Origin of the sequence: Micromonospora inositola (assembly GCF_900090285.1) — a bacterium.
In the GTDB taxonomy this organism is placed as follows: domain Bacteria; phylum Actinomycetota; class Actinomycetes; order Mycobacteriales; family Micromonosporaceae; genus Micromonospora; species Micromonospora inositola.
Genome location: NZ_LT607754.1, coordinates 5334410 through 5347737, shown reverse-complemented (window position 1 = coordinate 5347737; position 13328 = coordinate 5334410). Strand labels below are relative to the sequence as shown.

Here is a 13328-nt window from a genome sequence, read left to right as displayed (position 1 = left end):
GCCGGCGGCGCCGCCCCGGCGCCCGGCGGCGAGAGGAGTGACATGGCTGAGGTGTCGACGGACCTGACCGAGCGGCTCACCCCGCGGCAGTTCCACGAGGCCGACGGGGTCGGGGACTGGCGGGTGCTGGGCGAGGGAGCGTCCGCGTACTTCCGCACCGGGTCGTTTGCGGCCGGCGCCCGGCTGGTCCAGGCGATCGGCGAGCTGGCCGGCTTGGACGACCACCACCCGGACGTCGACGTGCGGCACGCGGGCGTGACCGTACGGCTGATCACGCTCATCCCCGGCTTCTACGGGCTGACCGAGGGCGACGTGGAGCTGGCCCGGCGGATCTCGGCGGTGGCGCGCGACCTGGGCCTGCCGGCCGACCCGTCCGGCCTGCAGAACGTCCAGGTCAGCATCGACGCGCTGGTCGGTCCCGAGGTGCTGCCGTTCTGGCGGGCCGTGCTCGGCTACGTCGACCGCGGCGACGGCGACCAGGACCTGATCGATCCGCGTGGGCGCGGGCCGCTGCTCTGGTTCCAGCAGATGGACGCGCCGCGCCCGCAGCGCAACCGGATGCACCTCGACGTCTGGGTGCCGTACGACCGGGCCGAGGCGCGGGTGGCGGCGGCGGTCGCGGCCGGCGGCCGCCTGCTGACCGACGAGTACGCGCCGACGTACTGGGTGCTGGCCGACGCCGAGGGCAACGAGGCCTGCGTCGGCACGGCCGGCTGGACGGGGCCGGAGCCGGGCGCTCGGTGAGCGGTACCGTGGCCGTCCGGGTGCGCAGGGGTGGAGGGGTGCGGAGAACGGCCGGACGACCGGCATTCTTCGGTGCTTGGTTCATGGCGTTAATCTGGGTGACGCATCCCGGGTGAGCCGCCACGGGTGGTGACAGGGAAAGGTGGGCGGACATGGACGCCAGACGCACCACCGTGCGCGACATGCGCCGCGCCAACCGCTCGGTGCTGCTCACCCGGATCTGGCTCGACGGCCCGCTCAGCCGCCACGAGCTGGGGCAGAGCACCGCGCTGAGCCTGGCCAGCGTGAGCAACCTGGTCGGCGAGATGATCGGCGAAGGTATCGTCGAGGAGGCCGGCTCGGTCGAGTCCGACGGGGGCCGCCCCCGGGTGCTCCTGCGCGTCGCCCCCGGCTACGGCTACCTGGTCGGCGCCGACGTGGGCGAGACCCGGGTCCAGGTCGAGCTCTTCGACCTGGCGATGACCGCGCTGGCCAAGGCCGAGTACCCGATCGCCGCCGCCGAGCCGGATCCGCACGCCGTGGCCACCCATCTGCTGCACGGGCTGGCCGCGGTCGTCGAGCAGGCCGGCGTCGACCCCGCCGCGGTGCTCGGCTTCGGCGTGGCGGTCTCCGGAACGGTGGAGCGGACCGCCGACGCGGTGGTGCACGCGCAGACCCTCGGCTGGGACGGGGTGCCGCTCGGGGCGATGCTGCGCGCCGGCACCGACATCCCGGTGCACATCGACAACGGCGCGAAGACCCTCGGCCAGGCCGAGATGTGGTTCGGCGCCGGCCGCGGCGCCCGGCACGCCGTCATCGCCCTGGTCGGCTCCGGGATCGGGGCCAGCGTGGTGGCAGACGGGGTGGGCTACCGGGGTGCGCACAGCAGCGCCGGCGAGTGGGGCCACACCACGATCGTGTACGGCGGTCGCCGCTGCCGCTGCGGCAACCTCGGCTGCCTGGAGGCGTACGTCGGGGCGGAGGGGGTCCTCGACCGGTTCCGGCAGGCCAACCGGGGTCGCCCCGCGGCCGGCGGCGACGAGGAGAGCGCGTTCGGCGAGCTGCTGCGCTCCTCCAGCCGAACGGCCGCGAAGGTGCTCGACGAGACGGTCGGCTACCTCGGCGCGGGCGTGGCGACGCTGGTCAACCTCTTCAACCCGGAGCGGGTGGTGCTCGGTGGCTGGGCCGGCCTGGCGCTGGGGGAGCGGTACCTGCCGCAGATCCGCCAGGCGACCGCGCGGCACGCGCTGCGCCAGCCGTACGCACAGACCTCGATCGAGCTGTGCCAGCTCGGACCGGACGCGGTCGCGATGGGCGCGGCCACCCTGCCGATGGCCCGGCTGCTGCGCGAGGGCGGCGTGCCCCGCGACCCGGTCGCCCGGGTGACCACGACGCCACCGCGCCCGACCCGCCGCCCCCGCTCGCGCGCCCGCTGAGCCGCCGGGCCGACGCGGGGCGCCGGCCCGGCGTCGCTCATGCGGGCAGGTTCCACTTCTGGTTGGCGGCGCCCGTGCAGGACCAGATCTGCACCTTCGTGCCGTCGGCGGAGGTGTTGCCGGTGACGTCGAGGCACTTGTTCGCCTGCGGGTTGACCAGGTCCCGTCCGGCGGTCCACGTCCACTGCTGCGCGGCGGTGCCGTTGCAGGTCCACAGCTGCACCTTGGTGCCGTGGCCGCTCCGCTGCTGGCGGCGAAGCTGAGCGGGTTCTGCCGTTGCAGGCCCCGGGTGACGGTCCGGCCGCCGGCGTCGGAGGTGGTGGTGAGCCAGACGTCGACGCTCTCCCCGGCGGCCTGGGCCGCCGGTGGGGCGAGGGCGACGGTGCCGGCGACGAGGCAGAGCGCCAGGGCGGCGCGACGGCTCGGTGGCCGCCCGGGAGCTGTTCCGGGCGGCCACCGAGCGGCCGGTCACCGGTCCCCGCGCACCCGCCGGACGGTGTCGCGGTACCAGAGCGCGCTGCGCTTCGGGGTGCGCCGCTGGGTGTCGTAGTCGACCCGCACGATCCCGAACCGCTTGTCGTACCCGTACGCCCACTCGAAGTTGTCCAGTAGCGACCAGGCGAAGTAGCCGCGCACGTCCGCCCCGGTCAGCCGGGCCCGGGCCACCGCCCGCAGGTGCTCGGCCAGGTACGCCACCCGGTCGTCGTCGGCGACGAACCCGTCGGCGTCGGGCCGGTCGTCGAACGCCGCACCGTTCTCGGTGATCACCATCGGCACGCCCGGGTAGTCCTGGCTGAGCCGGACCAGCAGCTCGGTGAAGGACTCCGGGACGATCTCCCAGTCCATCGCGGTGCGGGGCAGGTCCCGCCGGACCACCCGCTGCACCGGCAGGCCGGCCTCGTCCCGATCCCGCCCCTGCTCGTCCACCCCGGAGAAGAGCTGCCCGAAGTAGAAGTTCACGCCCAGCACGTCGAACGGGGTGGAGATGACCGCCAGGTCCCCCTCCTCGACCGGGATGTGCACCCCCTGGCGTGCCAGGTCGGCCATCACGTCCTCCGGGTAGCGGCCGTGGACCAGCGCGTCCAGGTAGAGACGGTTGCCCAGCCCGTCGGCCGCCCGGGCGGCGTCCCGGTCCGCCGGGCTGTCGGTGGCCGGGTCGGCGGTGGCCAGGTTGACGGTAATGCCCAGGTCCACCGGCCCCTGCGCGGCCGAGCGCAGCCGCTGGACGGCCAGGCCGTGGCCGAGCAGCAGGTGGTGCGCGGCGGCGATGGCGTCGCCCAGGTCGCGGCGGCCCGGAGCGTGCGCGCCGTAGGCGTAGCCGAGCATCGCCGAGCACCACGGCTCGTTCAGGGTGGTCCAGGTCTTCACCCGGTCGCCGAGGGCGTCGAAGACCAGCTCGGCGTAGTCGGCGAAACGGTACGCGGTGTCCCGGACCGGCCAGCCGCCGGCGTCCTCCAGCTCCTGCGGCAGGTCCCAGTGGTAGAGGGTCACCCACGGGTCGACCCCGCGGCCGAGCAGCTCATCCACGAGGCGGTCGTAGAAGGCCAGCCCGGCCGGGTTGGCCGGCCCGCGCCCGCCGGGCTGCACCCGCGGCCAGGCCACCGAGAAGCGGTACGTGTCCAGGCCCAGGTCCGCGATGAGCGCGACGTCCTGCGGCATCCGGTGGTAGTGGTCGCAGGCCACGTCGCCGTTGTCGCCGTTGGCCACCGCCCCGGGCATCCGGCAGAACGTGTCCCAGATGGACGGCGCGCGCCCGTCCTCGGCGACCGCGCCCTCGATCTGGTACGACGAGGTCGCCACGCCCCAGCGAAAGGTCGGCGGGAGGGTGTCGATCGGGTCGGCCTGCCCCGTGCTGGCCGAGGCGGTGCGGTCGCTGTCCATGGTTCTCCTCGCGGTTGCAAGTGGTTCGGAACGGGCGTGGTCGGGCCGGGTCACCGGGGCAGCGCCGCGGCCGTGGGGTGCAGCCAGCAGGCGACGGCCCGCCCCGGGTCGTCATCACCGGGCGGCCCGAGCGGCGGCAGGTCGGCGTCGCAGGGGGTGAAGGCCCGGGGGCAGCGCGGGTGGAACGCGCACCCGGTCGGCATGGCCCGCAGGTCCGGTGGAGAGCCCGGGATGCCGGTCAGCTCGCGGCGCGGGCCGCGCAGCGCCGGGAAGGAGTGCAGCAGCCCGTCGGTGTACGGGTGCAGTGCCCGCCGGTACAGCTCGGCGGCGGGCGCCTCCTCGACGATCCGGCCGCCGTACATGATGGCGATCCGGTCGGAGAACTCGACCAGCAGCGACAGGTCGTGGGTGATGAACAGCACCGCGAAGCCGAGCCGCTCGCGCAGTTCGGCGAGCTGGCCGAGGATCTGCCGCTGCATCACCACGTCCAGGGCGGTGGTGGGTTCGTCCATGATGACGACCTGCGGTTCCAGCGCCAGCGCCATGGCGATCATCACCCGCTGCCGCATCCCGCCGGAGAGTTGGTGCGGGTAGCTGTCCAGCCGGTCGGCGGCGATGCCGACCAGCCGCAGCAGGTCCCGGGCCCGGGCCAGCCGGCCGGCGGCGGTGCTCCGCGGGTCGTGCGCCTTGATCACGTCGAGCAGCTGGGTGGAGACCTTGTGCACCGGGTTGAGCGAGTTCATCGCGCCCTGGAACACGATCGAGGTCTCCGCCCAGCGGAACTGCCGCAGCTGCGCCGGGCTGAGGGTCAGCACGTCCACCGGCGGGCCGCCGACCGGGTGGTAGATCACCTCGCCGCCGCTGACCACGCCGGGCGGGGGGAGCAGCCGGGTCAGTCCGTACGCCAGGGTGGACTTGCCGCTGCCGCTCTCCCCGGCCAGCCCCAGCACCTCGCCGCGGTGCAGGGTCAGGTCGACGTCGCGGACGGCGTGCACCGCGGCGTCGCCGAGTCCGTAGTCGACGCGGAGCCCGCGGATCTCCAGCACCGGCTCGCTCATGGCGCGACCTCCTTTCGGGGGGCTGGCACCGGACGGGCCGGCGCCAGCACGGGGGTGAAGCCGACCCGCATCCGCACGGTGCGGCCGTCGGCGGTGCGGATCCGGGTCTTGCCGGCGCTGCGCAGTCGGGGGCTGACGAACTCGTCGATGCCGAAGTTGATCAGGGCGAGGGCGGTGCCGAGCAGCGCGATGGCCAGCCCGGCCGGGACGAACCACCACCAGGCGCCCTGGGCCAGGGCCTGCTGGCCCTGGGCCCAGAACAGGATGGTGCCCCAGTTCCAGGACGAGATCGACGAGATGCCGATGAAGGCCAGGGTGATCTCCGACATGACCGCGAAGATGACGGTGCCGACGAAGCCGGACGCGATGATCGCGGTGAGGTTGGGCAGGATCTCGAACAGGATGATGCGCCAGGTCCGCTCGCCGGTGGCCCGCGCCGCCTCCACGTAGTCGCGGCGCCGCAGCGACAACGTCTGTGCGCGCAGCACGCGGGCGCCCCACGCCCACGAGGTGAACCCGATGATGAGCGCGACCAGCGTGTCGCTGGCCCGCTCGATCATCGACGTCACGATGATGATCAGCGGCAGTGCGGGAATGACCAGGAACACGTTGGACAGGGCCGACAGGCCCTCGTCGGCCGCCCCGCCGATGTAGCCGGCTGTCACGCCGATGAGGATGGACAGGATCGTCGCCAGCACGCCGGCGATCAGGCCCACGACCATGACGCTGCGCGCGCCGACCAGGATCTGGCTGAAGATGTCCTGACCGAGATGGGTGGTGCCGAACCAGTGCGCGGTCGACGGCGGCTGGAGGACGTCGCCGCTGCGTGCGTCCGGGTTGTACGGCGCCACCCACGGCCCGATGACCGCGAAGAGGCAGTAGAAGGCCAGGATGACCAGGCCGGTCGCGGCCTTGGCGTTGGCCACGAACCGGAACCGGCGCCGCTTTGCCCGGCCCGGCGCGGCCGACGGCTGGGCCATCGCCCCCTGGCCGGGGATGACCTGCTCGATGCTCGACGGTGAGATTGTCATCGCTCAGCTCTTTCGGGTCCGCGGGTCGAGAAGCAGGTACGCGACATCGGCGAGCAGGTTCGCCACCAGCACGGAGATCGTGATGATCAGGAAGATCCCCTGCATCAGCGGGTAGTCCTTGGCGCCGACCGCCTGGAAGAGCTGGTACCCGAGACCCGGGTAGGAGAAGACGATCTCCACCAGCAGCGTGCCGCCGACGATGAACCCGAGCGACAGGGCGAAGCCCGAGACGTTGGGCAGCAGCGCGTTGCGGGCGGCGTAGCTGAGGGCCACCCGGCGCTCCGACAGCCCCTTCGCGTGGGCGACCGTGATGTAGTCCTCCGACGAGACGGTGACCATCATGTTGCGCATGCTGAGGATCCACCCGCTCATCGAGGAGACCAGGATGGTGGCGGCGGGCAGGATGCTGTGCTGGATCGCGCTCGGGATGAAGTACTGGTCGAACGCGGGCACGAGGCCCGGCTCGTAGCCGCCGGAGGACGGGAAGAAGCTCCCGGGGCCGGCGAACAGGGCGATGGCGACGAGGCCCAACCAGAAGTACGGGATCGAGGACAGAAACGTCGTGGCCGGCAGCAGCCCGTCGACCCACGAGCCGCGCCGCCAGCCGGCGCCGACGCCGAGCGCGGTGCCGAGGAAGAAACTGATGATCGTGGTGATGCCGACCAGGCCGACCGTCCACGGCAGGCTGTCGCCGATCACCGTCGACACCGGCGCCGGGAAGAAGGTGAACGACAGCCCAAGGTCACCGTGGAGCAGCTGGTTCCAGTAGTCGACGTACTGCTCCCAGACGTTCTGGTTCTTGTCCAGCCCGAAGAGCACACGCAGCGACTCGATGGCGTCGGCGCTGATCCGGCCCTGGTTGCGGGAGATGAGGGACTGGACCGGGTCGCCCGGGACCATCCGCGGGATGAAGAAGTTGAGCGTGATCGCCGCCCACGCCGTGAACAGGTAGAAGGCCACGCGCTGCAGGAGGAATCTCATCGTGCCTCCCCCAGGGTGGCGGTGTCTTCCCGCTCGACCAGCGCCGGAGGTGGCGGTACGGCCGGGTCGGCGTCAGGGGCGGCGGAGCCGGGGGCGTCGGCGGCGACGGTGGCCGGATCGTAGAGCCAGCACGCCGTCCAGTGGCCGGGTCGGTCGCCGACGGTCAGCCGCGGCGGCAGCTCTGCGGTGCAGCGCCGCATGGCGTGCGGGCACCTGGGGTGGAACCGGCAGCCGGCGGGCGGACTGATCAGGCTCGGCGGCTCACCCTGACCGCGGTCCTTCCCGGCGGCCTCGTCGATGCCGGCACCGTCGCCGGTGATCCGCTCGGGATCCGGTGCCGACTCGGTGAGCAGCCGGGTGTACGGGTGGGCCGGGTTCTGGGTGACGGTCTCACTGTCGCCGCCCTCGACCATGCGGCCGGCGTACATCACGATCGTCTCGTCGGCGAAGTAGCGGGCCGAGGCGATGTCGTGCGTGATGTAGAGGATCGCGAGGTTGAGCCGTTCCTTGAGGTCCTGGAGCAGGTTGAGCACGCCGAGGCGGATCGAGACGTCGAGCATGGAGACCGGCTCGTCGGCGAGGAGCACCTCCGGGTCGGCGCCGAGCGCCCGGGCGATGGCGACGCGCTGCCGCTGGCCGCCGGAGAGCTCGTGCGGGAACACGTCCAGGAAGCGCTCGGGCGGGGTGAGGCGGACCCGGGTGAGCAGATCGGCGAGGGCCCGGTCCAGGTCCTCGGCGGTCCGTCCCGCGTTCCCGTGGATCCGCAGCGATCGGGTGAGGTGGTAGCGGACCGTGTGCACCGGGTTCAACGACGCGAACGGGTCCTGCAGGATCAGCTGGACCCGCCGCACGTACGCCCGGAACGCGCGGCCGCCCCGCACCCTGGTCGACCTGCCGTGCAGCCGGATGTCGCCGGCGGTGCGGGGGTAGAGCTGGGCCAGCAGCCGGGCCACGGTGGACTTGCCGGAGCCGGATTCCCCGACCAGCGCGGTCACCTGGCCGCGACGCAGCGCGAACGACACGTCGTCGACGGCGTGCACGACTGCCGGCGTCCGGGAGAAGAAGTCACGCAGCCGTTTGCGGACGGGGAAATGCTTGGTCAGGCCGGCGGCCTCCAGCACCACCTCGTTGACCGGCGCCGCCGCGCTCTCGCTCAACGTCATGCCGAGTTCCTGTCTGGGGTTGCCGTGTCACCCGAAGGCGACGGGTACCGATTTGAGGGGTGAGTTCCGCCTCCCCGGTCGGCCGCGGCCGACCGGGGAGGCGGGGCCGGGTGTCAGCTACCAGCCGGCTTCAGGTGCAGGACCACGTCCAGCGCGTTGGGCTGGGTGGGCTGCATGGCGCCGTACGGGTTCGAGTCGTCGGGCCAGCCGGTCCAGTTCTTCGTGCTGTACGCGCCACCGATGTTGTCCGCGCCGACCGGGATCATCGGCATCTGGTCGACGAAGACCTTCTGCAGCGTGTTCATCGCGGCGGTGCGGGCGGCCTCGTCGGTCGCGTTGGCGTAGGCGACCAGGGCGTCGGTCGCCTGCTTGTTGTTGAAGCGGCCGAAGTTGCCGGCGGGGGAGGCGGTGCCGATCGGCTTGAGCTGCCGGCCGTCCATCACGGTCCGGTAGATGTCGTACGGCGTGGCGCCGCCCTCGGTCCACCGGAAGGTGGCCTCGAAGTTGCCCTGCTCGACGTTGCGGAACCAGGCGTCCTGGTTGGCCTTGTCGACCGTCGCGGCGATGCCGATCTTCGACAGGTTGTCCTTCACGATCTCGAGGCTGGTCTGGTAGTCGGACCACCCGGCCGGGTCGGTCAGCTTCACCGTGACGGCCTTGCCGGTCTTGTCCTTGAGGGTGTTGCCGTCGAGCTTGTAGCCGGCGCCGGTGAGCAGCGCCTTGGCGCCCTCGACGTCGACCTTGTGCTCCTGGCCCTTGAAGTCGGGCGCGACGAACGAGTCACCGGCGGGGCTGGGCAGACCGGTCACGCTCTTCACCAGCGGGTGGAAGTACCCGGCCTCGGCGGTGGTGAAGATGTCCTCGCGGTCGATGACCATGTTCATCGCGCGGCGCAGCGTCGGGTCGTCGAACGGCTTCTTCGTGGTGTTGAGGTAGAGGCCGTGGATGCCCAGGACCGGCGGCGCCCACACCTTGTGGTGCGCCTGGTCCTTCGCGACGAAGACGGCTTGGACGTTCGGGATGAAGACGAAGCTCCACTCCGACTCCCCGTTGGCGAGGGCGGTGGTCTGCGCGCTGTTGTCCGTGTACGAGGTGAAGCGCAGCTCCTTGACCTTCGGCAGGTCCTGCCAGTAGCCCTTGTCACGGACCGTCAGGGTGGTGGTGGCTGGTGTGAACGACTTCAGCGTGTAGGGGCCGCTGCCGACCGGCTGCTTGACCGGGTCGGTCGTCGGGTCGCTGATCTTCTCCCAGAGGTGCTTGGGCACGATCGGCACCCGCCACAGCACCTTCTGCTGGTTGACGAACTGCGGGCTTTCCATCTTGATCGTGACTTCGTTGCCGCTGGCGGTCGCGTCGGTGTAGGGCACGCCCTGGTCGTTGAGCGCCGGGTACTTCTTGACCAGGTTGTAGGTGAACGCGACGTCCTCGGCCGTGACCTTCTGCCCGTCCGACCAGGTCGCGTTGTCGCGGATGGTGACCTTGACCGAGGTGTAGTCCGGCGACCACTCGGCCTTGGTCGCCAGCCACGGCTTGAACGGGTCGGCCGGCTTGACCGGATTCCACATCATCAGCGGCTCGAAGATCTGCCAGCGGTAGCCCAGTGAGGCCCCAGCGGACGTGGTGAGGAACGGGTTGTTGTTCTCGGCCTGCGGGCCGTTCGGCATGCCGACGTTCAGCACGGTGGCCGTCTGGTCGTTCTTCTTGTTGGCGTTCGGGCTGTCGCCACACGCCGCGAGCGCGGTGGCCATCGCGCCGGCCAGCGCGACGGCGAGGAACTGCCTTCTTCTCATGGAGGTCTCCCTCGGTGCTCCCGCATGTCCTCGAGCGGGATGTGGTGGATGGAGGGTGTGCGGTGTTGCCGCCGGTGGGCGCGTGCCCGCCGGTATGGGTGGTGGATACAGCGGTGGAGGGGTCAGGTGGTGCCGGTCGAGGCGCGGACGGTGAAGCTGGTGGGGATGATGGTCGGCGTGTCGGGCAGCGGCGTGCCGGCGAGGTGGGAGATGAGGGTGCGGGCGGCGGCCGCTCCCATCTCCCGCAACGGCTGGCGTACGGAGGTCAGCGGCGGGTGGGTGTGCCCGGCCAGGGGTAGGTCGTCGAAGCCGACGACCGCCACGTCGTCCGGGACGCGCAGTCCGGCGTCGCGCAGTGCCTGCAGCGCCCCGGCGGCGGAGAGGTCGTTGTGGGCGAAGACGGCGTCGAACGGCACGCCGTCGGCGAGCAGGCGTTCCACCGCGGCACGCCCGCACTCGAAGGTGAAGTCGCCCTCCACGACGAGGGCGGGCTCGATGGGCAGGCCGGCGTCGGCGTAGCCGCCCGCGAAGCCGGCGAGCCGCTCCTGGGTGCAGCCGAAGCGGCGCAGGCCGGTCACCACCAGGGGGCGGTGTCGGCCGAGCGCGAGCAGGTGCGCCGCGGCGGCGCGCGCGCCGGCCTCGTTGGTGGTGCGCACCGAGGGGAAGCGCGGTTGGTGAGCGCGGTCGTCGATGAGGATGACCGGCAGGCCCCGCTCGTGCAGGTCGCTGATGTAGTCGAAGGTGCCCTCCGGCTCGACCACCAGCAGGCCGTCGAAGGACTTCGCGGAGACCTGGGAGGCGAACCGCCGCATCGACTCGTCGCCCCGGTTGCAGGTGAAAAGCAGGAGGCCGTACCCCTCCGACTCGACCGCGTCGACCGCCCCCTGGAGCACCTCGCCCATCCAGGGCCAGGTGAGCGCCGGCACCAGCATGCCGACCACCCGGGTCCGGCCGCGGGCCAGCCCGACGGCCCGGGCGCTCGGCACGTACCCCAGGTCGGTGATGACCGCCCGCACCCGGTCCGCGGTCCGACCGTCCACTTCGCCCTTGCCGTTGAGCACCCGGGAGACGGTCGTCTTGCTCACGCCCGCCCGGGTGGCGACGTCGGCGATGGTGATCGGCACGTGACGCTCCCGGGTCGCAGGGATTGAGGACGTGTTGCGGAACCGGTTGCGGAAGCGGTTCCGTCGCAGTCAACCGAAGTGACAGTGGTCACGTCAATAACGCCGAGATAACGAAACATGCCTTACTTCAAGACTTCAAAGAAGTCGGTGGTGTGGGGCTTGCGCCACCGGTCGAAGGCGTACGGGAGACCGCGCGGACTCCGGGGCGCTGAGCAGCGTCCATCCGGCGCTGCCGAGGACCAGAATGTGGGCGGCTCGTCCTCCGCCATCGCCGCGAGGATCGCGCGGACGCCGCGGGCCGGATCCCCGGGCTGCCGGCCGTTCTGCTTCACCATCGTGGCGCGGACCGCCTCCAGCATCGGGGCGTAGTCCGCGACTGACCCCTGCACGGGCTCGTCGGCGAACCCGGCGTAGGCGCGGATGCCGAAGGCGCCCGGCTCCACTGCCGTAACCCGGATGCCGAGGGACCCCACCTCCTGCCGGAGCACCGCCGTCATGCCGTCGGTGCTCCGGCAGAAGCGGTGCTGTCACGATTCCTGTCGTCGCCTCCGGTCACAACCAGTAGGTGCCGTGCTCGACGAAGAACCGGGCGCGTTCCTCGTCGGTCAGGCCGTTTGGCGGGGCGCTCGGGGCGGACCCCGCCGAAGTTGCGCGGCCTCAGACCGGGGCGCCGAAGTCCACCGCCTTGGTCTCGACCGTCCCGGCCGTCCGCCCCGGTGCCGTCTGGTCCGTCCAGTACAGGTTCGTGTGTGCGATGACCTGGTCGGGCGGCGGGGCCCCCCACGACGTCTGGTCCTCCGTCGTGTGGGCGTCGCTGACCAGGGTCGTGTCGTACCCCCGGACGAGCGCGCCGTGCAGCGTCGAGCGGATGCAGGCGTCGGTCTGCGCGCCGACCACCATGAGGCGCCCGACGCCGAGGCCCGACAGCACGGTCTCGAGGGTGGTGTCCTCGAAGGAGTCGCCGTAGTGCTTCTCGACGATCGGCTCGCCGTCGCCGGGGGGCAGTTCGGGGACGATCTGCCACTCGTCGCTGCCCCGTACCGTCTGCTCGTCGGAGTGCTGGACCCAGACCACGGGTACCCGTTCCCGTCGGGCCTTCTCGACCAGGCTGCCGATGTTCGCGACGACGGCATCGCGCTCGTGGGCCCCCGCGACGACGCCGCTCTGCACGTCGACGATGAGAAGTGCGGTCTTCGACCGGTTCTCGAGTGTGGTCATGATCTCCCCTTGCTCGGGCTGGGCTCCACCCAAGGTAGGCCCGCCCTCCGACAATCAACCGGATCACACTGTCGGTCAAGGCCCGGGTCCGGTCTGCCCTCCCCTCGCCGCTCCGGGTTTCCCCGGCCCGGCCGGCCGGCTCACGGCGTCTCGACGACCTCCTGGCCGAGCGGCCAGAGCGCCGCGGGCACCAGCTTCAGATTCGCCACGCCGAACGGGATCCCGAGGATCGTGACGCAGAGGGCGAGGCCGGCGAGGAGGTGGGACAGCGCGAGCCACCAGCCCGCCAGCAGCAGCCACAGCACGTTGGCGATGCCGGAGGGCATCCCGGCGCCCCGCCTTGGCACGAGGGTGCGGCCGAACGGCCACAGCGAGTACGAGGCAAGGCGGAGCGAGGCCACGCCGAAGGGGATGGTGACGACCAGGGCGAAGCAGATCAGCGCCGCCACCCCGTAGCCGAGGGCGAGGACGATCCCCCCGCCGAAGACGAGCCACAACACGTTCAACACGAAGCGGATCACTACCCCATCGTGACCACCGGCCGCCAGCGTCAGCTGACGGTCGGCGTCGGTCGTCGGGTCGACCCGGCCTGGCAGACTCAGGCCCGCGGCGCGGCCGGCGCGCCGCGGTGGGGGGGAGACCGGATGGAGCAGGACCGGGACGGTGTCGTGCTGTACTGGCGGCCGATGTGCACGTACTGCCTGAAGCTCTGGGTGAAGCTGCGCTTCGCCCGGCTGCCGTACCGGGCGGTCAACATCTGGCGGCACCCGGAGGCCGCCGCGTTCGTCCGCTCGGTGGCCGACGGCAACGAGACGGTCCCGACGGTGACCGTCGCCGGGCACCCGCTGGTCAACCCGTTGCTGCGTCAACTGCGGGCGGCGGTCCGGGAGCACGCCCCGCACCTGCTGGCCTGAGATGGGCCG

14 protein-coding genes are annotated in these 13328 nt (G+C 71.9%); 3 read left to right on the top strand and 11 right to left on the bottom strand.

Annotated elements, in window-relative coordinates:
• Window positions 1-42 precede the first annotated feature (42 nt).
• Window positions 43-744: a VOC family protein gene (locus GA0070613_RS25540; protein ID WP_089014596.1), complete on the top strand. Its 702-nt coding sequence runs from the start codon at window positions 43-45 to the stop codon at window positions 742-744.
• A 152-nt stretch (window positions 745-896) separates the two neighbouring features.
• Window positions 897-2159 (top strand): ROK family protein, encoded by a 1263-nt coding sequence (locus GA0070613_RS25535; protein ID WP_089014595.1) that lies wholly within the window; start codon window positions 897-899, stop codon window positions 2157-2159.
• 37 nt (window positions 2160-2196) lie between these two features.
• Here GA0070613_RS25535 and GA0070613_RS34530 read toward each other — a convergent pair whose 3' ends face one another.
• From GA0070613_RS34530 to GA0070613_RS25480, 11 genes are all read right to left on the bottom strand, one after another.
• Window positions 2197-2616 (bottom strand): RICIN domain-containing protein, encoded by a 420-nt coding sequence (locus tag GA0070613_RS34530; RefSeq protein ID WP_408631014.1) that lies wholly within the window; start codon window positions 2614-2616, stop codon window positions 2197-2199.
• 11 nt (window positions 2617-2627) lie between these two features.
• Window positions 2628-4040: a GH1 family beta-glucosidase gene (locus GA0070613_RS25525; RefSeq protein ID WP_089014594.1), complete on the bottom strand. Its 1413-nt coding sequence runs from the start codon at window positions 4038-4040 to the stop codon at window positions 2628-2630.
• Window positions 4041-4090: 50 nt separating this feature from the next.
• On the bottom strand, window positions 4091-5098 hold the full coding sequence (locus GA0070613_RS25520) for an ABC transporter ATP-binding protein (RefSeq protein ID WP_089014593.1): 1008 nt from the start codon (window positions 5096-5098) through the stop codon (window positions 4091-4093).
• On the bottom strand, window positions 5095-6129 hold the full coding sequence (locus GA0070613_RS25515) for an ABC transporter permease (RefSeq protein ID WP_172875894.1): 1035 nt from the start codon (window positions 6127-6129) through the stop codon (window positions 5095-5097). Before GA0070613_RS25515 ends, GA0070613_RS25520 begins: the two co-directional genes overlap by 4 nt.
• A gap of 3 nt (window positions 6130-6132) precedes the next feature.
• A complete protein-coding gene (locus GA0070613_RS25510; protein ID WP_089014592.1) occupies window positions 6133-7110 on the bottom strand; it encodes an ABC transporter permease in 978 nt (325 codons plus the stop codon).
• A complete protein-coding gene (locus tag GA0070613_RS34525; RefSeq protein WP_089014591.1) occupies window positions 7107-8273 on the bottom strand; it encodes an ABC transporter ATP-binding protein in 1167 nt (388 codons plus the stop codon). Before GA0070613_RS34525 ends, GA0070613_RS25510 begins: the two co-directional genes overlap by 4 nt.
• Window positions 8274-8386: 113 nt before the next feature.
• The gene (locus GA0070613_RS25500) at window positions 8387-10063 is read right to left on the bottom strand and encodes an ABC transporter substrate-binding protein (protein WP_089014590.1); all 1677 of its coding nucleotides are present in this window, start codon (window positions 10061-10063) and stop codon (window positions 8387-8389) included.
• Between the two features lie 122 nt (window positions 10064-10185).
• Window positions 10186-11187 carry a LacI family DNA-binding transcriptional regulator gene (locus GA0070613_RS25495; protein WP_089014589.1) on the bottom strand — a complete coding sequence of 334 codons (1002 nt, stop codon included), beginning with the start codon at window positions 11185-11187 and terminating at the stop codon, window positions 10186-10188.
• A gap of 122 nt (window positions 11188-11309) precedes the next feature.
• Window positions 11310-11684, bottom strand: a complete 375-nt coding sequence (locus GA0070613_RS25490) for a Rossmann-fold NAD(P)-binding domain-containing protein (protein WP_089014588.1) — start codon at window positions 11682-11684, stop codon at window positions 11310-11312.
• 160 nt (window positions 11685-11844) lie between these two features.
• Window positions 11845-12405 (bottom strand): isochorismatase family protein, encoded by a 561-nt coding sequence (locus GA0070613_RS25485; protein WP_089014587.1) that lies wholly within the window; start codon window positions 12403-12405, stop codon window positions 11845-11847.
• A 140-nt stretch (window positions 12406-12545) separates the two neighbouring features.
• Entirely contained in the window at window positions 12546-12926 is a 381-nt protein-coding gene (locus GA0070613_RS25480; protein WP_089014586.1) for a YccF domain-containing protein, read from the bottom strand.
• A gap of 9 nt (window positions 12927-12935) precedes the next feature.
• Between GA0070613_RS25480 and GA0070613_RS25475 the strand changes: the two genes are divergently transcribed.
• On the top strand, window positions 12936-13319 hold the full coding sequence (locus GA0070613_RS25475; RefSeq protein ID WP_231929465.1) for a glutaredoxin domain-containing protein: 384 nt from the start codon (window positions 12936-12938) through the stop codon (window positions 13317-13319).
• Window positions 13320-13328: the final 9 nt, after the last annotated feature.